At 55.7% G+C, this 19980-nt stretch carries 19 protein-coding genes; 8 read left to right on the top strand and 11 right to left on the bottom strand.

All coding sequences use genetic code 11. The features are described 5' to 3' along the window. Positions 1 to 73 precede the first annotated feature (73 nt). Together CUC55_RS09605 and CUC55_RS09600 are read left to right on the top strand one after the other, a co-directional pair. Positions 74 to 1417 (top strand): formimidoylglutamate deiminase, encoded by a 1344-nt coding sequence (locus CUC55_RS09605; protein ID WP_067649366.1) that lies wholly within the window; start codon positions 74 to 76, stop codon positions 1415 to 1417. 92 nt (positions 1418 to 1509) lie between these two features. Next, the gene (locus CUC55_RS09600) at positions 1510 to 2439 is read left to right on the top strand and encodes a DMT family transporter (RefSeq protein ID WP_103087683.1); all 930 of its coding nucleotides are present in this window, start codon (positions 1510 to 1512) and stop codon (positions 2437 to 2439) included. Here the strand turns inward: CUC55_RS09600 and kduD are convergent, their stop codons facing one another. Then, entirely contained in the window at positions 2440 to 3198 is a 759-nt protein-coding gene (gene kduD / locus CUC55_RS09595) for a 2-dehydro-3-deoxy-D-gluconate 5-dehydrogenase KduD (RefSeq protein ID WP_103087682.1), read from the bottom strand. It abuts the gene before it with no gap. A gap of 439 nt (positions 3199 to 3637) precedes the next feature. Between kduD and CUC55_RS09590 the strand changes: the two genes are divergently transcribed. The 5 genes from CUC55_RS09590 (at position 3638) to pncB (ending at position 8218) form a co-directional block, all read left to right on the top strand. After that, complete coding sequence (locus tag CUC55_RS09590) at positions 3638 to 4744, top strand: DUF475 domain-containing protein (protein ID WP_067649357.1); 1107 nt, start codon at positions 3638 to 3640, stop codon at positions 4742 to 4744. A gap of 316 nt (positions 4745 to 5060) precedes the next feature. Further along, complete coding sequence (locus CUC55_RS09585) at positions 5061 to 5405, top strand: MarR family winged helix-turn-helix transcriptional regulator (protein ID WP_067649354.1); 345 nt, start codon at positions 5061 to 5063, stop codon at positions 5403 to 5405. A gap of 39 nt (positions 5406 to 5444) precedes the next feature. Beyond that, the gene (locus CUC55_RS09580; RefSeq protein ID WP_103087681.1) at positions 5445 to 6305 is read left to right on the top strand and encodes a C40 family peptidase; all 861 of its coding nucleotides are present in this window, start codon (positions 5445 to 5447) and stop codon (positions 6303 to 6305) included. Between the two features lie 90 nt (positions 6306 to 6395). Further along, positions 6396 to 6755, top strand: coding sequence for a hypothetical protein (locus tag CUC55_RS09575; protein ID WP_067649348.1), 360 nt, complete (start codon positions 6396 to 6398; stop codon positions 6753 to 6755). A 158-nt stretch (positions 6756 to 6913) separates the two neighbouring features. Continuing rightward, positions 6914 to 8218 carry a nicotinate phosphoribosyltransferase gene (gene pncB / locus CUC55_RS09570; RefSeq protein ID WP_103087680.1) on the top strand — a complete coding sequence of 435 codons (1305 nt, stop codon included), beginning with the start codon at positions 6914 to 6916 and terminating at the stop codon, positions 8216 to 8218. 33 nt (positions 8219 to 8251) lie between these two features. Here pncB and CUC55_RS09565 read toward each other — a convergent pair whose 3' ends face one another. Continuing rightward, complete coding sequence (locus tag CUC55_RS09565; RefSeq protein ID WP_103087679.1) at positions 8252 to 9649, bottom strand: leucyl aminopeptidase family protein; 1398 nt, start codon at positions 9647 to 9649, stop codon at positions 8252 to 8254. A gap of 142 nt (positions 9650 to 9791) precedes the next feature. On the opposite strand from CUC55_RS09565, the gene CUC55_RS09560 reads away from it, so the two are divergent. After that, positions 9792 to 10616 (top strand): tetratricopeptide repeat protein, encoded by an 825-nt coding sequence (locus CUC55_RS09560; RefSeq protein ID WP_067649340.1) that lies wholly within the window; start codon positions 9792 to 9794, stop codon positions 10614 to 10616. 65 nt (positions 10617 to 10681) lie between these two features. Here CUC55_RS09560 and CUC55_RS09555 read toward each other — a convergent pair whose 3' ends face one another. The 9 genes from CUC55_RS09555 to CUC55_RS09515 form a co-directional block, all read right to left on the bottom strand. Further along, entirely contained in the window at positions 10682 to 11668 is a 987-nt protein-coding gene (locus tag CUC55_RS09555) for a type II secretion system F family protein (protein WP_103087678.1), read from the bottom strand. A gap of 11 nt (positions 11669 to 11679) precedes the next feature. Beyond that, on the bottom strand, positions 11680 to 12684 hold the full coding sequence (locus CUC55_RS09550) for a type II secretion system F family protein (protein WP_103087677.1): 1005 nt from the start codon (positions 12682 to 12684) through the stop codon (positions 11680 to 11682). A gap of 65 nt (positions 12685 to 12749) precedes the next feature. Then, the gene (locus CUC55_RS09545; RefSeq protein ID WP_067649332.1) at positions 12750 to 14222 is read right to left on the bottom strand and encodes a TadA family conjugal transfer-associated ATPase; all 1473 of its coding nucleotides are present in this window, start codon (positions 14220 to 14222) and stop codon (positions 12750 to 12752) included. Positions 14223 to 14261: 39 nt separating this feature from the next. After that, positions 14262 to 15551 (bottom strand): CpaE/TadZ family protein, encoded by a 1290-nt coding sequence (locus CUC55_RS09540; protein WP_067649329.1) that lies wholly within the window; start codon positions 15549 to 15551, stop codon positions 14262 to 14264. 37 nt (positions 15552 to 15588) lie between these two features. Beyond that, positions 15589 to 16278, bottom strand: coding sequence for a CpaD family pilus assembly protein (locus CUC55_RS09535; protein ID WP_425352811.1), 690 nt, complete (start codon positions 16276 to 16278; stop codon positions 15589 to 15591). Between the two features lie 5 nt (positions 16279 to 16283). Next, entirely contained in the window at positions 16284 to 17876 is a 1593-nt protein-coding gene (locus tag CUC55_RS09530) for a type II and III secretion system protein family protein (protein WP_103087676.1), read from the bottom strand. Next, positions 17873 to 18682 carry a Flp pilus assembly protein CpaB gene (gene cpaB / locus CUC55_RS09525; protein ID WP_067649320.1) on the bottom strand — a complete coding sequence of 270 codons (810 nt, stop codon included), beginning with the start codon at positions 18680 to 18682 and terminating at the stop codon, positions 17873 to 17875. The genes CUC55_RS09530 and cpaB overlap by 4 nt, the downstream gene beginning before the upstream one ends. Positions 18683 to 18811: 129 nt before the next feature. Next, positions 18812 to 19324 (bottom strand): A24 family peptidase, encoded by a 513-nt coding sequence (locus CUC55_RS09520; protein ID WP_067649317.1) that lies wholly within the window; start codon positions 19322 to 19324, stop codon positions 18812 to 18814. 62 nt (positions 19325 to 19386) lie between these two features. Continuing rightward, positions 19387 to 19572, bottom strand: a complete 186-nt coding sequence (locus CUC55_RS09515) for a Flp family type IVb pilin (RefSeq protein ID WP_067649314.1) — start codon at positions 19570 to 19572, stop codon at positions 19387 to 19389. Positions 19573 to 19980 lie beyond the last annotated feature (408 nt).

Here is a 19980-nt window from a genome sequence, read left to right as displayed (position 1 = left end):
CCTTATGTTNAATATGTATATACATAATGGATTGCGAGGCAAGAGCTACGATCTTAAAAANTGAGGAGCCAATATGATCCTTCATGCTGAAACCGCTTTGTTGGCAGATGGTTGGGCAAGAAACGTCCGCCTGAAAATCATGCATGGACAAATCGCCTCGCTCGAAACGGATGTCGCGGCGCAGGTGGGTGACGAGCGGGCAAAGGTCATTGTTCCTGCCATGCCGAACCTGCACAGCCACGCTTTTCAACGAGCCATGGCAGGCATGGTGGAAACGCGTGGAGCCACGCAGGACAGTTTCTGGAGCTGGCGAACGTTGATGTATCGCTTCGCGCTGACCATGACGCCGGACCAGATGGAGGCTGTGGCCGCCCAGCTCTACATGGAAATGCTCGAAGCCGGTTTCGGCCGTGTCGGCGAGTTCCATTATCTCCATCACGATACGGATGGCTGCCATTATGCCAATATCGCCGAGCTTGCCGAGCGCATCGCCGCTGCTGCCTCCCAAACCGGGATTGCACTGACGCTGCTTCCGGTGCTTTACGCCCATTCAGGATTTGGCGGTCTTGAGCCGGTGGAGGGGCAGCGACGCTTCATCAATTCCACGGATAGTTTTACGCGCTTGGTGGATGGTTGCCGTAATGCGGTTGCCGCAATGCCAAACAGTGTGGTCGGGGTGGCACCCCACAGCCTGCGAGCAGTGACACCGGAAGAACTGGCAATTGCGGCGCAGCTTACGCCCGATGCACCCCTGCACATTCACATTGCCGAACAGGTGAAAGAAGTTGAAGACTGCATTGCGTGGTCTGGCAACCGCCCCGTGCAGTGGCTGCTGGACAATAGCGATGTCACAGATCGCTGGTGCCTTATCCATGCCACGCACATGACGCTGGAGGAAACGGCGGGTGTGGCACAGGCCGGCGCGGTGGCCGGACTGTGTCCCATTACCGAAGCGAACCTCGGTGACGGCACCTTTGCCGCGCCTGAATTTCTGGCCGCTGGCGGTGTGTTCGGTATCGGGTCCGATAGCAATGTGCTGATCGGTGCTAGCGACGAATTGCGTCAACTGGAATATTCTCAGCGCCTGTCGCAGCGTGCCCGCAACGTCATTGCACCGGCCAACGGCTCCACTGGACGTACCCTGTTTGATGCCGCGCTTCGTGGCGGCGCGCAGGCGCTGGGCGCGAAGGCCCATATAGCGAAAGATCACCCGGCTGATTTCATATCGTTGAGTGTCGAAAACGCACCCTATCTCGATGGTGATCATTTGCTCGATGGATGGATATTCGGCAATCTGGTCAAGCCCGACACGGTCTGGATCAATGGCAAAGCAGTCGTGCGCCAAGGCAGGCATATCGAGCGTGAAGCGATCTCCCGACGCTTCCAAGCGGCGATGACGCAGCTTTTGTCGATGTAGCCCGGGCAAACAGGCTTATACACCTTTCTGCGGGGCTTGACTTGGGGCGATGGCTCGCCGAGTCATGGGCGTCCAGGGAGTTCAAAAACAAAATGCCCAATTTCCTTCGCCAGCTTTCGCCCACGGGTTTGGGTGTTGTCGTCATGCTGCTCGGCATGTTTCTTTTTGCGTTAAACGATGCCATGGGAAAGTGGCTGGTCTCGACCTATAGCCTGGGCCAAGTCATTATGGTGCGTAGCGCCGCTGCCATCGTCGTGCTGTTGCCGATTTTGTGGCGGGCTGGGTTGGGCAGTCTTATCAAGGTCGAACGTCCGGTTTTGCAAGCGGCGCGCGTGTTTTTCTCCACGGCCGAACTTTTCTGCTTTTACTTCGCCGTAACCGCATTGCCCCTTGCCGATGTCATGACCTACTGGCTGGCCGCACCCATCTACGTCGCGGCACTGTCTCCCTTCCTCTTGGGTGAAAAGGTTGGCTGGCGGCGTTGGACGGCCATTGGTATCGGTTTCATCGGCGTTATGATCGCTCTGAAGCCAAGTGCTGCCAGTCTTACGCCAGCGGCCCTGTTTTCCATTCTCGGCAGTGCCGCTTTCGCGTTCATGATGCTCTCAGGTCGGCAGCTTAGAAATACGCCGGATACTGTTCTGGCTTTCTGGCAGATTATTGGTGCTGCTCTGGCCGGTGTCGTCGCCGTCTTCGTGACGTCATCCGGCTGGGTCCCGTTACAATCCAGTTTCGACCTGATGCTTCTTTCACTCCTTGGCATTGTCGCCATGACGGCGCATGTTTTGGTCAATCGGTCGTTGAAGCTTGCGGATGCCGCTACGGTCGCGCCGTTGCAATATACGTTGTTGCTGTGGGCAGCGGTATTCGGCTGGCTGATCTTCGGGGATGTTCCGCAGCCAAGCATCGTCATCGGCGCGGGGCTGATCGTTGTGGCTGGCCTCTATATTTTCTTTCGCGAAANCACGTTGAAGCGGCGGCAGGCAAAATTGGCGAGCCCGCCGCTTGATGACATCATCTAATCAACGCGCCAGCCAGCCGCCATCGACTGGCAGCACCGTGCCATGAATATAGTTCGACGCTGCGGATGCCAAAAACACCGCTGCGCCGCCAATCTCCTCCGGCTTGCCCCAGTGACCCGCGGGAATGCGGGCCAGAATGGCCGCGTTGCGCTCGGGGTCATTGCGCAGGGCTTCGGTGTTGTTGGTATCAAAATAGCCGGGTGCGATGGCGTTGACGTTGATGCCCTTTCCCGCCCACTCGCAGGCCAAAAGGCGGGTCAGGCCGGCAAGTCCACTTTTGGACGCCGTGTAGGAAGGAATGCGAATCCCGCCCTGAAAGGATAGAAGTGAGGCGATGTTGATGATCTTACCCGGTTTGTTTTCCGCCACGAGATGCCGTGCGAAAGCCTGAGAGAGAAAAAACACCGTCTTCAGGTTCACATCCATCACCGCATCCCAGTCTGCTTCGGTGAAGTCCAGCGAGTCGGCACGTTTGATGATGCCGGCATTGTTGACCAGAATATCGGCGCTACCAGACAGACGCACGGTTTCGCTGATGATGTCCCCGACGGNCGCAATGGATGACAGATCAGCGTTGATGCTGTGACTTTGGCCGCCAATTGCCGCAATTGCCGCCTCTGTATCCATCATGGACGAGCGTCCAACAAGAGCCACGGTGNCTCCCGCGCCTGCAAGTGCTATGGCGATACCCTGTCCCAGCCCGGTATTGGCACCTGTTACGATGGCCGTCTTACCGGTCAAGTCGAAGGAAATCGTCATCCCGTGTCTCCATCCATTGAAAATTCGCTGGCTTTTTCTCTATCGCATCGCGCCCAAGCTCGCAATGAACAAATAATATCTCTTTATCAAATCATATGACAACATGCTGGAGCGCAACTTCCATTTTCAAAATGGAATGAATCATTNGAATTTGGCTGATGAAACGACAGATAAAACAACTTTTACCTTGACGAGATCAAAAAGTTGAGAGACTAACAAAGGCATTCCCATCCCCTGACATCGGGATTTGGGAACCGAACTTTGGTGCCGGGCCCCTCTGGCGAGAGTTTTACGGCGCTCTCGCGATGTCGGTACCGCCTGCTTATGACGCCGGCGGATTTAAACCCATGAAAAATCTGACCATGCATTCCATGCGTGCGCTTTGTGCCATGCCTGCTCCACGTTTTCCTGTTCGCCCAGCTAGCGCGGGAGTACTGTAATGACTGCTGCCACGAAATCCACACTCACCTATTTCAAATGGGCCTTCATCGTTACGATTATCGGCCTCATCCTCGGCGGTTATCTCGGCTGGCAGATGACGGGTACCGTCAGCGGTACGGCCACCATCTTCTTTATCTGCGCGGTTCTGGCCGTCTTGGAAATTTCGCTTTCTTTCGATAACGCCATCGTCAATGCCAATAAGCTGAAAGACATGACGCCGGAATGGCAGCATCGCTTTCTAACCTGGGGCATTCTCATTGCCGTTTTCGGCATGCGCATCGTCTTTCCGCTGCTCATCGTCGTCATCGCGGCCAATGTCGGCCCATGGACGGCCATGGTCATGGCGGCAACCGAGCCAGATCGCTATGCTCAGATCATGAAGGACGCGCATTTGCCGATCGCTGCCTTCGGCGGTACGTTCCTGATGATGGTGGGCCTAAGCTTCTTCTTCGATCATGAAAAAGACGTCCACTGGGTTCGCTGGTTCGAAGAGAAGATCGCGACCTATTCCTCCATCAAGGGCATCGAGATCGCTTTCGTGCTGATCATCATGCTGGTGTTCTCGCGCATTATAGCCAACAGCGCTGATCCGGCTCTTGGGCCGGAAGCGGCCAACGTCTTCTTCAGCTCGGCTATCTGGGGCCTTTTGACCTTTCTTCTGGTCGAAGTTCTGGGCGGTATTCTCGATCGCAGCCAGCAGGTGCTGGAAGGGGCGGCAAAGGGCGGCTTCGGTGCGTTCTTGTACCTTGAAGTTCTCGACGCCAGTTTCTCCTTCGATGGCGTCATCGGTGCCTTCGCGCTAACCTCGAACCTCTTCATCATTGCCATCGGACTTGGTATCGGTGCCATGTATGTGCGTTCGATGACGATCATGCTGGTCGAAAAGGGAACGCTGGCGGAATACCGATATCTCGAGCATGGCGCCTTCTATGCCATCCTTATTCTGTCGGTTATCATGTATGTGCAGAGCCTTGTCCATATTCCCGAAGTCATCACGGGCCTAGGTGGCGCAACGCTCATCGGCATCTCACTCTGGTCTTCGATCCGTTATAACAAGCGTGAACGTGCGCATGAAGTCGAAGCCAAAAAGACTGCTGCGATTTGATCCTCTGAGAACGTCTCTCGCCTCTACAGGTGGGAGATCAGAATGCGTATTACTTGTGCATTGCATAAAANTAAAGCGACGTTCGTTTATGTCGTGCTTCCTGTGAGCCTGATTTAAAGGTTTTTTGAACTGGCATGCTTCATGCATGTCTACATTCAAGTCCAGAGGGGACGCAAAGCTCGAACGAGCGATAAGAAACCGCCGCCACTATCTGCGCTCCAGCGTGGTCACAGTGGCGGCGGTTTTGTTTTGTTCATTGATTTGCGGGAAGATCAGAGTGAATGTGGGCGAAGCACCAAGTAGACGGAGAGGGAAATTGTCTGTCGAGTTATCGCCAACGCAAGCGCTGAGCCTTTGGCATCGGGTGGTGCTGGCGCAGGTCGAGGATGACGCGCCGGATATGACATCCCGGCAACTGGCGGTTTTGTTGCATATCTATCTCGTCCCGCCGCCCCACACCGTCCGCGGATTGGCCTCGGTGCTCGGCGTCACCAAGCCTGTGATTACCAGAGCGTTGGACAGTATGGGCGCGATTGGTCTGGTGGAGCGTGAGCGCGATCAGCGGGACAAACGCAATGTGGTGATAAAACGCACGGTCGCAGGCGCGCTTTATCTCGAAAAATTAGGCGATCTTATTATCCATCAGGCACGTAAAGCTTAGTACCGATAAACACTGAGACCAACATATCAGGACGTCAAGATGACACTCGCAAACCCGCCACTCGACCGCCGTCTGCATATCTTCCGTGCTGATCTGGCCGACGAGAGATTGAAGGGGCAGGTCRAGGCCTCGATTTTTGCAACAGGCACGCCTGCCCAGGTGATGGTTCCAGTAACCGGTCTTCGCCCTAGACCGGATATGACCGCAGGGATCGATACAGAACTGCTGCTTGGTGAGACTTTGCATGTTTTCGAAAGGGCCAATGGCTGGGCATGGGTTCAGGCGGACGCGGATGGCTATGCCGGATATCTGCCGGAGACTACGATTGGCGAGAGTGTCGCCGCCACGCACCGCATCGTCGCTCCGCGCACGTTTCTTTATCCAGAGGCTGAACTTCGAAAGCCCCCNGTTGCGGCACTATCCATGGGTAGTTGCGTGACCTTCGTGGGAGAGGCTGAAACACGCGGTACGCGTTATCTGATGACGGAAAAAGGCCAGGGCGTCATCGCCGCCCATTGCCTTGCTGTAGACCAGCCAGCAACGACTGACTACGTTTCGGTGGCGCTACGGTTTCTGGAAACACCATACCTGTGGGGTGGACGTTCCGGTTTCGGTATCGATTGCTCCGGCTTGGTGCAACTGTCCATGGCTATGACGGGAAGGTCGGTTCTGCGAGATACAGACATGCAGGTCAGATCGCTCGGGACACCGATTGACCGTGACGAACTGCGCCGTGGCGATCTCGTTTTCTGGAAAGGTCATGTCGGTATCATGGAAGACGAAGAAACGTTGCTTCATGCCAATGGCCACACCATGAATGTGTCGCGGGAAAATCTGGATGAGGCGATCAAGCGTATTGGTTGGCTCTACGAGATGCCGACAGGCTTCCGCCGCCCCTGATATTTTCACGAAAACGTTTCGTTGGAGCTGCTGTTTTCGTTTCTCCTGCCCCTATATGATAGAAATGCAACTGAAGGCAGGGCGTGATAAATGGCAAGGCTAGCAACACTGATCTCCGCTCTGGTTTTCGCGGGACTCGTCTCGGCGACAGCCGCGGAGGCTCAGACAGTCTATGAGAACGGTTATATGCCTGCTCCTGATGCCTACACCAATCTTCCCGGTGTAAAGGACCCCAAGACGCTTCAACCCAAGGAGCGTTACACCTGCCATTCAACCACGGTGAATTCCGGTTATCCCGATGGACCCTATCGTGACGTGTTCGGGAGCCGTGGTTTGCCGGTGCAAGGTTACCGGTGCTCAGGCTCGCCAGGGGTCTCAATGACAGGAACGCGTGTGCCGACGTCGAAAGACTGGTATCCCGGCATCAATCCTCCTGCTGTCGATTTTTGATCGGTAGGGCAGAACCGTCTTTGCCCGAACCGGTCTGGACTTGCCAAGGTTTTATCAGATAAGTCTTGTGTCGGGAGCGGATCAGGCTTCGGGAGGCGTGATGCCTTCTCAAATGCGCGGCAAAACCGGCTCTGCCGGTGCGGGGGATAGCAGCAGCAATGACGAAGACAGATATAGCGACCCGTGTGCACAATCACACCTGGAAGCTGGACCCCATCATTCGCAGCCTCATCGATACGGATTTCTACAAGCTGTTGATGTTGCAGATGATCTGGAAACTATACCCGGATGTGAACGCGACATTTTCGCTAATCAATCGCACCAAGACAGTCAAGCTTGCCGATGAAATCGATGAGACGGAACTGCGTGAGCAACTGGACCACGCCCGGACGTTGAGGCTTTCCAAAAAGGAGAGAATCTGGCTGGCAGGTAATACGTTTTATGGCCGCTCGCAGATATTCGATCCTGAGTTCCTGTCTTGGCTGGATAGCTATCAACTGCCGGAATACGAGCTTTTCAAGCGTGATGGCCAGTACGAGTTGAATTTTCACGGACGCTGGATGGACACGACGCTGTGGGAAATTCCGGCCCTTGCCATCATCAACGAGTTGCGGTCGCGCAGCGCCATGCGATCCCTCGGCTACTTCACACTCGACGTTCTCTATGCCCGCGCGAAAGCCAAGATGTGGGAAAAGGTGGAGCGCCTTCGCGAGCTGCCGGGTCTACGCATTTCGGATTTCGGCACGCGCCGTCGTCATAGCTTTTTATGGCAGCGCTGGTGTGTGGAAGCCCTGAAAGAAGGCATTGGTCCTGCCTTTACCGGTACCAGCAACGTATTGCTTGCCATGGATTCAGACCTTGAGGCCGTCGGCACCAATGCGCATGAATTGCCAATGGTTGTGGCTGCTCTGGCGCAAANTGATGAGGAACTGGCCGCTGCGCCCTATCAGGTGATGAAGGACTGGAACCGGCTCTATGGCGGCAACCTTTTGATCGTGCTGCCCGATGCGTTCGGAACCGCAGCCTTTCTGCGCAACGCGCCGGAATGGGTGGCGGACTGGACCGGTTTCCGCCCCGACAGTGCGCCCCCGATCGAAGGCGGTGAGAAGATCATCGACTGGTGGCAGAAGGTGGGCCGTGACCCGAAAAAGAAGCTCTTGATCTTCTCGGACGGTCTTGATGTGGATGCCATCATCGACACCTACAAGCATTTCGAAGGCCGGGTGCGGATGGGCTTTGGCTGGGGTACCAACCTGACAAATGATTTCGCTGGCTGCGCACCCAAGACAATCGAGAGCCTGAAACCGATTTCCATCGTCTGCAAGGTTATCGATGCGAATGGCCGACCTGCCGTGAAACTGTCCGACAATCCGCAAAAGGCAACCGGAGAACCTGGAGAGGTTCAGCGTTACCTGAAGTTTTTNGGTCATGAAGACCGCAAGAACCAAGATGTGAAGGTGTGAGATGAGGGCGGTTTTCCACCCTCATCTTTNAGCCTACTTCTTAGCGAAATTGCGCGAGATGTAGTGGAACAGCGCCCGTATCGCCTGTGCCTCGCCACCGATGGAAGAGTACGGACGTTCGCTCAAAGACCAGCCGTAAATATCGAAATGCGCCCACTTCTTGGTCTGCGTTACGAAACGCTTCAGGAAGAGGGCTGCGGTGATCGAACCCGCCATGCCACCGGCAGGCGCGTTGGTGATATCGGCTGCGCGTGAGCGGATGTCCTTGTCGTAACCCATGTAAAGCGGGAGGCGCCACAAGGGATCGTCCATATCTATGCTGGCATCGGCAATGCTGTGCGCAAGGTCTTCGTCATCGGTGAAAAATGGTGGTACGTCCGGGCCGAGCGCAACGCGGGCAGCGCCGGTCAGCGTTGCCATGTCGATCATCAAATCAGGCGCATCTTCATCGGCATAGGCCAGTGCATCGGCCAGAACGAGACGGCCTTCGGCATCCGTGTTGTCGATTTGAACCGTCAGGCCCTTGCGGCTTTGATAGATATCGCCGGGGCGGAAGGCATTAGACGATATGGAGTTTTCGACCGCCGGCACAATGACGCGCAGGTTGATAGGAAGGCGCGCATCCATGATCATCAGCGCCAGGCCGAGAACATTAGCCGCTCCGCCCATGTCCTTCTTCATCAAAGCCATGGACGATGACGGCTTGATATCGAGCCNGCCCGTGTCGAAACAAACGCCCTTGCCGACCAGAGTCAGGCTTGGATTGCCCTTTTTGCCCCAGGTCATTTCCAACAGACGTGGCGCGCTTTCGCTTGCGCGGCCAACGGCGTGGATCAATGGGAAGTTTTCTTTCAGCAGGTCTTCACCGGCTATGACGCTAAACTGCGCCTTGTAATGGGCAGCCAGACTGCGAAATGCGATTTCTAGTTCGTCCGGCCCCATGTCGTTGGCGGGGACGTTGATAAGATCGCGCGCCAGATAGACACCGGCCAGAATACGCTTGATTTCTGCATCTTCGGCATCGCGTGGAATGAGCAGCTTTGCGCCGTTGCTCTTCACCGCGCGGTACTTGTCGAAACGATAGGCGCCAAGGCCAAAGCCCAGCATCAGACGGTTGACCGTGAGTGGCGCGGTTTCAATATGCCAGTCGCCCTCGGGCAACTCCCTCGCCAGTTTGCCGGTAATGAAAGGAAGCTCGGAAGGGTTGGTACCAAGGCCGAGAAGTGCGCCGCCCAATGCGCCCTCCGCCGAGGGTATCAGAAGAATCGCGCCTGCCTCGGCTTTAAAGCCCGCCTTGTGGGCCCAATCCAGCGCAATCGGATCAATCGCACCCTGTTCGATATGGGCAGGCGTGACGGCGAAGACCGGTAGCGTTTTGCCCGCTTTTGAACTGAAAGGTGTGGTGCGTTCAATAAATTGATAGGGGGNCATGGGCTGCTTTCGTAAAGGTATGGAATCAGCAAATTAACACTCTGTTAGGGTTAACAGATTATTGCTGGAGCGAGGGTTGCGTCGAGGGAAATCACGTCGCGCCGAAAATTTTCCGATCCAACCCGAGAGCCGGGGCAATGTCATGATTGCTGTTTCCAACATTTCAGCCCGTTCGACGACGTTACTGCGCGGTGTGTGCGCTGCTGCGCTGGCCCTTGCTCTCGCAGGCTGCTCCACCACCAAACCGGATCGCATGTCGACAGGGTCTATCCCGGCGGTCTCGCGCTCCTATGATCAGATGAACATGGATCAGTTGCGCCAAGTGGAAGCATCCACCGGACGAGCTTATGCCGCAAATCCGAAGGACCGCAACACCGGTCTCAACTACGCCAACCTTCTCATGATGACCGGCAAGAACACCCAAGCGCTCGCCGTCATGCAGCAGGTTGCTATCGCCTACCCGTCTGATCGTGAAGTGCTCGCATCCTATGGTAAGGCGCAGGCCGCTGCCGGGCAACTGGAGCAGGCGCTCAACACCATCAACCGCGCGCAGACACCGGATCGCCCCGACTGGCGTCTTTATTCCGCCGAAGGTGCGGTTCTGGATCAACTCGGCCGCTCGAATGAGGCGCGCTCCAAGTATCGTCAGGCTTTAGACCTGAAGCCCAACGATCCCAGCATTCTTTCCAATCTCGGCATGTCCTACGTGCTCCAGAGCGACCCACGCACAGCTGAAACCTATATGCGCTCCGCAGCGTCGCAGCCGGGAGCCGACAGCCGAATCCGGCAGAACCTCGCGCTTGTCGTCGGCCTTCAAGGACGCTTCGAAGAGGCGGAACGCATCGCCGTGCAAGAACTGTCGGCTCAGCAGGCACAGGCCAATCTGACGTATCTCAGAGGTATGTTGTCCCAGCAGAACGCATGGTCGCAACTCTCGGACAAAAACAAGAAAACCGCTACGAACTGATGGTTCTATGCAAACAAAAAACGCGGCCACCATGGCCGCCTTTTTCGTTTGCGCCGGGGCCGATCTCAGAACGAGTCGGATACGCGGATACCGGCAGGGCCGAGGATAACCGCGATCAGGACGGGTAGAAAGAACAGGATCATCGGCACCGTCAGTTTCGGTGGTAGTGCAGAGGCCTTTTTTNCCGCCTCGTTCATGCGCTCGTCACGACCTTCCTGCGCCAGAACGCGTAGCGCCTGAGCCAAGGGTGTACCATAGCGCTCAGCCTGGATAAGCGCCTGGACAACGCTTTTAACACCATCCAGCTGCGTGCGAAGCCCGAGGTTTTCGAGTGCTGTACGCCGGTCCTGCAGGAACGAAAGTTCCGCTGTCGTCAAAACCATTTCCTCTGCGAGCGCAGGCGATTGGTCAGCCATTTCTTCGGCTACACGGCGCATCGCGGCTTCCATGGAGACGCCTGACTCCACGCAGATCAGCATCAGGTCCAAGGCATCAGGCCAAGCGCGTTTGATGGATTTCTGGCGCTTGGACATCTGGTTGGAAACAAAGATGTTGGGCGCGTAAAAGCCAAGGTAACCAACGACCAGAACCACCATCAGGCGCACGCCAAATGGTCGTTCAGGCAGGTTTCCCATGACGAAANCCCACAAAAAGGCCAATATGAGAAAGACGAACGGAAGAATAAACCGTGCTGCGAGAAACGTGTTCAGCGCATTCTGGGATCGATAGCCCGCAGCGCGCAGCTTGTTGACGGTATTGGCGTCAATCAGAGCTTCACGCAGGTTGAAGCGCTCGACAATCCGGCTCGCCGACTTGTTGTTGTTGGCGCGTAGCGATGCCTTGCTGCTCTTGGCCGCTTCGTTCATGCGGTCGCGTTCCCGGCTTCTGATCTGGTCCCGCTCCGTGGACACTGCCTTCATGCGCTTGTTCAGATCGCCTTTTTCTAAATACGGAATGGCAAGCGTATAAAACGTCGCAAACACGGCGACAGAAACGAGAATGGCGATGATCAGGTGCGGGTTGGTCAGGTTCGATACGAGTTCTTGCGACATGCTTTTCCGCCTCAAATATCGAAGTTGATCATCTGGCGCATGACGACGATACCGATGGACATCCAGATTGCCGAGNCACCCAGAATGAGATGACCACGCGGATCGGTAAACAGCACCATGATATAGTCCGGCGACGTGAGATAGACGAGCGTCGCCACGATGAAGGGAAGGGCACCGATGATGACGGCGGATGCCTTGGCCTCCATGGAAAGAGCGGCCACCTTGGCCTTCATCTTGCGCCGTTCGCGCAACACTTTGGAAAGATTGGCCAGCGCTTCGGAAAGGTTACCGCCTGCCTGTGCCTGGATGGTGATGACGGTGCCAAAGAAGTTCACTTCCGGCAAAGGCATGGTCAGCATCATACGGTTGATCCCTTCCGGAATACTCATGCCCACTTGCTGCGCTTCCACCACTCGCTGAAACTCGCTTTTGACCGGCTCCTGCCCGTCCGAAGCAATCAACCGAACAGAGTCGTTCAACGGCAGACCTGATTTGATGGAGCGATACATCACATCAAGCGCGTTGGGGAACTCTTCGAGAAACTTGTTCTGTCTTCGCTTGACCAGAAAGCCGAGCACCCACCGCGGCAGGCCGAGTGCGCCAACGATACCTCCACCCAGCGCCAGAAGAAGAGGTGCGCCGTACATCAGGGCGACCAGAAAAACAGCAAGCCCAAGACCACCACCCAGTACATAGAACTTCTTGACAGACATCGTCAGACCGGCCTGAATGAGCCTCGCGCGCACGCTCTTGTCTTTTCTGTCCTTGTTTTTTTCGTTCTGTTTCTTTTCAAGATCTTTCAGGTTGTCCTGCACGGATTTGCGCCGCTTGCTCAGTTCCTGAACGCGGTCGCGGGCAACCTTGATCTTGTCCTTGTCGGTTTCCGCGGCCTTGACGCGGCTGACACGGCTTGCGGTTTTCTTCTCGACTTCGATCTGCGGGAACAGGAAGACATAGGCCATCGCTCCTGCCGAAACGGCGACGAGGATCACAAGCAGCATCACCGTCATGTTCATTTTCATTCGCCTTGGCCTGAGAGCGTGACATCATCACGACGCCGGAAAAACTCTCTTTCACTACTCTATTGAGACTTGCTTTCCATTTCATCGAGCGCTGCGGCAAGCCGCTTCTCCTCGTTGAAATAGCGGGCGCGGTCCCAGAAATGCGGTTTGCTGATACCGGTCGACACGTGACGACCGATGATCCGGCCATTGGCGTCTTCACCGTCCATTTCGTAACGCATCAGATCCTGGGTGATGATCACGTCACCTTCCATGCCCAGAACCTCTGTCACCTGGGTGATGCGGCGTGAGCCATCGCGAAGGCGCGCAGCCTGAATGACGATATCCACCGATGACGAAATGATCTCTCGCACGGTTTTTGAAGGCAGGCTGAAGCCGCCCATGGCGATCATCGATTCCATTCGGCTCAGGCATTCACGCGGCGTGTTGGCGTGGATTGTTCCCATGGAGCCGTCATGACCGGTGTTCATAGCCTGCAGCAGATCGAAGACCTCGGGTCCGCGAACTTCGCCGACGATGATGCGCTCAGGCCGCATACGCAGGCAGTTCTTGACGAGGTCACGCATGGTGATCTCGCCTTCACCCTCGATATTCGGCGGGCGCGTTTCCAGCCGTACCACATGCGGCTGCTGAAGTTGAAGTTCGGCAGTGTCTTCGCAGGTAATAACGCGTTCGGTCTTGTCGATATAGCTCGTCAGGCAGTTGAGGAGCGTCGTTTTACCCGAACCTGTGCCGCCTGAGATGACCACGTTGCAACGCACACGACCAATGATCTGCAGCAGAACCGCTCCTTCCGGCGTGATCGCACCGAAGCGCACCAGCTGGTCGAGTGTGAGCTTGTCCTTCTTGAACTTTCGGATGGTCAGTGCCGGGCCATCGATGGCAAGAGGCGGCGCGATGACGTTGACGCGTGAGCCGTCCGGCAGGCGGGCGTCACAAATCGGGCTCGATTCATCCACGCGACGTCCGACCTGACTGACGATGCGCTGACAGATAGACAGAAGCTGAGCGTTGTCACGAAAGCGAATATCGGATTCGATAGTCTTGCCGTTGACTTCGATGAAGGTCTGGCCGGAGCCATTCACCATGATATCGGCGATGTCGTCGCGAGCCAGAAGTGGCTCCAGCGGACCGTAACCCAGAACGTCGTTGCAAATGTCTTCCAGCAGTTCTTCCTGCTCGGAAATCGACATCGCGAAATTCTTGATGGTGATGATATCATTGACGATATCGCGAATTTCCTCGCGTGCGCTCTCTGTATCGAGTTTGGCGAGTTGCGACAGATCGATCGTGTCGATCAGCGCCGAGAAGACCTGTGCCTTGGTCTGATAGTAGTCATCCGTCCGTGTCCGCTTGCGCGGCAGGGGCGCTGCCGAATGTGAAGATGCGGCAGTCGGAGGTGGTGTAAGAACCAGCGTGTCTGTCGCGTCCAGGCGCGGCGTCGCCATAGCAGGCGACGGGGCAGGGGTGGATGCCACCTGTCCGGTATTTTGGCTTTTTGGAGAGCCCTCGTTGCCGCGTTTTCCGAACATGTGTTTCTTCCGGTATGTCGCTAGAGGCGCGGAACGCGCTTACTTGCGTTTGATCAAGTCCATGAATTTACCAAGGCCCGCCCGTTTCGTCTTACGGGTGGAGGACCGTCCCGTCACGATGTGAGCGATCTGCGAGAAGGTTTCGGCGATGGGAGATTTCGCATCGATTTCGCTGATCATACGCCCGCTATTGGCGGCATTGCCAAACAGCTGCACATCGAATGGAATAATGGCGACAGGTTGGATTTCCAACGGCTCGAAGAAATCCGCAGGCGCGATCTCCGGGCGTTTGAGCATGCCAACCTGATTGAGCACCAGATGCGGAACCTTGTCGTTGGGCCGCAGCTTTTTGAGCGCGTCCAGCAGGTTCTTGGTGTTTCTGAGATTGGCAAGATCCGGCACTGCTGTAATCACCACCTCGTCCGCTTCCGCCAGCACGGTCTGCGTCCAGTCCGACCAGATATGGGGAACATCGAGAACTGCCACGGGCGCGCTGCGTTGAAGGAGCTCGAGAAGTGGCTGAAACGCCAATCGCTCGAAATCGTAGGACCTGTCGAGGAGAGAGGGGGCGGCCAGCAGGGAAAGATGTTCGGAACATTTGGTCAATAGACGATCAAGGAAAACCTCGTCCAGCCGCTCCGGTGCATAGACCGCTTCCGCAATGCCCTGTGCCGGGTCCTGATCGAAATCGATATTTGCGGTGCCGAAAGGCAGGTCGAGATCGGCCAGTATGGTCTCGGTCGAAAACAACGTCGAAATGCCGAAGGCGCAATTGTGAGCAATCGTGGAGGAGCCGACACCGCCCTTGGCTCCGATGAAAGCGATATTGCGACCCAGTGGCTCCGCCTCGGGATCGACGAAGATCGCCGAGATCGACGCCAGCAAATCCGGCATCTTGACGGGAGCGACCAGATATTCGGAAATACCGTTGCGGATAAGGTCGCGGTAAAGCGTGATGTCGTTGTGGCGGCCGATGATGATAACGCGTGTGGTCGGATCGCAGACTTCCGCAAGCGGGGCCAAATCATTCAGCAGGGTCGAAGGTTCGCGCGCCGTTTCGAGAATGATCAGGTTGGGCGTCGGGCTGGACGAAAACATGGTTGCGGCAGCTTCGACTTCACCATTGGTGGTACGTAAGCTGACCTTGTTCATACGACGGTCGCCCGACAGACGTTCCATCAGCCGTTGCATGCCTTCGCTTTCGCAAAAGGCATGGATCGAGATACGCGGCAGTGGCCGCAAATCGTCCATATCTCCTACGCGCAAGGGCTCTTCGGAGTAAACCTCGTCCGGATTTGCGTGCTGGATATCGTAGTTTACCGGGCTCATTGTTTTTCCTGTCGCCGCGTGCGTTGCGTACTGGACGTCATTCTGTTGTTGCGGTGGTCTTGCCTGAACGATAATTGCCGATCACCACGNAGCGTCGCTCCGCATCGATTGGGCTCATGCCGCGCGGNCCGACGAGATCCATCGGATTTGCCACTTGCGCAGCCAGATTATTCTGGGAGGCGCAGCCGAAATTGTACCAATTCTTGTTGGAATAGGTGTTGTCGGACAAGTCTTCCGGCCATTGTCCGCACTGCCCGGTCATCGCGGTAACGGCGATGTAGCTCAGGCGGATAGGGGCGGCATCGCCGGATGGCGCGGCGCGGTAGGGTGTCTCGACGATTTTTCCCGCCGGTATGCCTGACGATGCAAGTACAGACCGGACCTGGCGTTTAAATATGGATGCCGCCGCCGAATTCACAGAGCCTGTCGGCACCTGGATTTGGACGACGCCTGATGATGTCGCGGTATAGCTCTGGGCAAAGCCTTTGATATTGTCTGCCACGCCCACGGTCAGGCGGTTGTCACCAGCCGATACGGCAATATCCAGGGAGTGCTGGGCTTCCGAAAGCGTGATCGGGTGACGGGTGCGGTAATCATCAGGTATGGCACCCGTCGACATCGGGTCGCGCGCGCAGCCTTGCGCCAGCGCCGCCGTCGTCAAAAGTGCGAGTAACAACCCGCCACGGCGGATGGAAGGACTATCGAAGAAAGGTTTCATCTGATGCATCTTTGTCATTTGTAGATAAACCCTACCGAGCCCTGATAGGGCTGTGTCTGAGCCTGTTGCTTTTTGCTGTAAACCTTGTTCACCCGGTTCATGAAATACATCGCCGCATCATTGTCCGGGTTGAAGTTGTCGTCAGGCCGGGCGATTTCATTGCGCGACACGGGGCGAACCAGATAGGGCGTCGCGATGATGACCAGTTCGGTTTCGTTCCTGATAAAGTCCTTGCTGCGGAACAGTGTTCCGAGGACCGGCACCTTGGAGACGCCGGGTATGCCGGACATGGCCTGGCGAACATTGTCTTGCACCAGACCAGCGATCACGATCGATCCACCGGATGGAAGCTCCACGCTTGTGGACGCTTCGCGCTTGCGGATCGACAAATAGGTGCTGCCGGGAACATTGATGCTGCTGCCATTGCCCGTCACTGCGCTGCCTTCGTAGGTCGGCTCGGACACATTGGTTTCGATTTNCAGGCTGATCCGTCCAGGAGAAAGCACAACTGGCCGGAAATTGAGCTCGATGCCGTAATCGACCGTATCGGTCGAGCGCGTGACGGTTGGCCGCCCAGTGGCATCGTCAATCGAAACCTGCTGCTCAGCGGGCAGGCGAAACTCCCCGCCAACATAGAATTTGGCTTGCTCACCAGAAATGGCGGTGAGGCTTGGTTCTGCAAGCGTGCGCATGACACCTGCTTGTTCCATAGCGTTGAAATAGCTGCCAAGCGTCAATTTGCCGATGGTACCGGCCACATTTCCCGTACCAGCAAGGCCGATTGCGTTGCCGAGGTTCGACGGGTTGGAGAAGGAAATACGTCCACCCAAATCGCTGCCCGTACCGCTGATCGATCCGTTGAAGCCGAGTTGCTTCAAAACCTGACGGCTGACTTCGGCAACGGTCACCTTCAACGTGACCTGATCTTCACCCTCGATTGTCAGCATGTTGACGATGGAGGATTGCTGACGGTCTTCGGCGAAAATCGCGACAGCGCCGTCGCCATTGCTCTGGCTTGTCTCGGTGATATTGCGCGTGGTGGCCTCACCGCCCTTCAGAAAGGCGGAGGCCAGCTGAACGGCGCGGGCGGAATCCTGCGGCGTCCGCACGCTGCCCGACAGCACGATGTTGTCTGAGACGATCTCGACTCGAATGTCGGATTCTGGAATGAACCGGCGCAAGTTGGCTTGAAGGCCGGAAATATCCCGCTCGACTTCCAAATCGAGGCTGACGATTTCCTGGCCCTGGTCACCGAAGATGAAGATATTCGTCTGGCCAACCGACTTGCCGAACAGATAAATGCGCCGCGAACTGCGCGTTACGGCATCTGCCATGCTGGGGTCGGCAACGAGAATGTCGTGGGCGTCCTGCGGCAGGTCGATGACAAGTGCCTTGTTCAAGCCCAGCTTCAGGCGCTTGCGGACACCTTGGCCACTTTCATTGATCCGCACGATGCTGGCGCTCTGGGCAAGCGCCTCATGCGTCGACAGGCCGGAAGGCATGTTCATTCCGGGAAANCCAGAAAAGGCGATGCAAAAAGCGATGCCGCCGGTAACGGAGGAGCGCATAACCTGTTTCAGGCGCCAAAATCCATGAGATACGATCATTGTGACGACCCTCCCTGTCCTTCCCGGACGATCGAGCCGGATTTGATAACTTGAATGGCCGGTCGCCCCGAGCCACCGCTCAAGAGATAATTGGCCGATGTCGTATCGCTGTCCTGAGCGTCGGCAACTGAGCGCAGGGAAAGCGTCAAGCGGTCCGCCATCTGCTGTGCGACAATCATGATTTTNGCCTGCTCGGGCGTCAGTTCCAGGGTTGCGGTTGCGCCAACGACAGCGGTCGTGCCGTCTTCGCCTTCCTTGATCTGCTGATCGATGGCAAGGACGCGGACATTGTTCAAAACGTTTTCGGTCAGGAAACTTCCAGCGTCACCCTTGCGAACCATGATCACGTCGACCCGGTCGTTCGGTAGCACAAAGCCACCGGCACCCGTGGCGACGGAAATTTCCGTGGCGACGGCACGCATCCCCGCCGGCAAAAGAGCGGACATGATGCGTGTGCTGGAATCGACCACTTTTTCTGGTCTTAACGGCTCGCCTTCGAACAAAGGCAGGCGCACGATGGACCCGGTCAATTCTGTGATAGCGTCTGGTCGCTTGGTTTCGGTGACAAAGTTATCGTTGATACTGCCTTGTGGCCACTGCGCCCAGCGCACGGAGTCTGCACTCAGACGGCTTCCCACTGGCAGATTGACCGAGGAAACCAGCACATTGACCGTCGGCTCTTTCTGGATGATGGCTTCCGCCTGTTCAACGACCTGCTGAGGACCGCCAAGCTGCATCGCCAGCAAACCGGCAAGACCAGCGGCAACAATAGCAACGGAGAGTATGATGACACGTGACGGTTTCATGCTTGGGCCTTGAGGGAGTCAGAATCTCTGATCTCAACCTTGGCCCGCCATTGGTGTAATTATAGTTAATAAAATCTGTCGCGTCGTGGTTAATGAGAAATAAACAACACGATTATTGGAAATGTGCCGTCAAAGCATGTGCTGCATGGCGAGTTGCACGATGGGCGCTTCGGGGTAGGTCAGGAGGCCCCCGATAGCGATAGCTATGCCGTAAGGCACTTTCTTTGCAACTAGAAGTGAATCAGGAATTGGCAAGCCGCTTGCCATGATTTCTTGCTTACGGGAGCGCAGTAGTAAAATCGCGAGAGTAAGAACTCCACCAACAATAGCAACGCAGATCAAAAATGTTGCAAGTGAAGTGTTGAAGCCAAACCAAACAGCCGATGCCGTCAAAAGTTTGGCATCGCCCCCACCCATTGTGTTCATTGCGAACAGCGCGAAACAAGCTGATAGAACGGCAAGGCCTGCGACAAGACTCATGCCTATGCTTTGCCAATCCATCCCTATAATTGAAGCGATTACAATGAAGGAGCCGAAAAGAATCGCCGAGACGCGGTTGGGGATAGTCATTGTTAATAGGTCAGTGATCGCGGCAAACGCCAAACAAAATGGAGGTATCAGCAATATGGCTAATGTGCTCACAATTGTTCCTCCAATATCGGAAACGTCGCCCTCATCTCTAAGGGCGACGATTTGTTATTATATCAGGTTGTTTTTCCAGAAGCTGTGGTCATCTTCGTGGCGATATTGTCAAATACGATCTTTAGCTTGTCGCCAACCGTTGTAGCACCAGCAATGATAGCAACGGAAATCAGCGCTGCAATCAGGCCGTATTCGATGGCGGTCGCGCCGGACTCGTCTTTCATGAAGCGAGCGAAAATCTTTGTCATGCGGGTTCTCCTAAACTCTTCGATTGTTGTTCAGCACGCCGACAACTGTTTTCCGCTGTTCGGTTGATCCCAAATTATAGAAGGTCGATTTCCAACGACTTAAAAAATCTCGTTAAAAATTAGTTAATGGGGGNTGTAGTTGAGCATAGTAAACAATAGATCAAAGTAGAAATTCAATTTTTATACACAGTCCACAATCCTTACTCCTCCAGCTTTTGGACTTTCGTTTAATGTTCCCAAATGCGTTTCAAGGTGGCGCATATCGTGTTCCATTATGGCGCATGGCATATAATGGTTCACCCGCATCCATCTGTCATGGTCGAGGCAGTATCGTATTGGGATTCTGACTTAACGCTTCATTCACCAATGCCGCGCATGGTGATTTCGATGAAATGCGTAACGAGTTAA

This window comes from Agrobacterium bohemicum, assembly GCF_002896715.1.
In the GTDB taxonomy this organism is placed as follows: domain Bacteria; phylum Pseudomonadota; class Alphaproteobacteria; order Rhizobiales; family Rhizobiaceae; genus Agrobacterium; species Agrobacterium bohemicum.
Note: the sequence above shows the minus strand (reverse complement) of the source record. Positions and strands in the feature narration are given on the sequence as shown.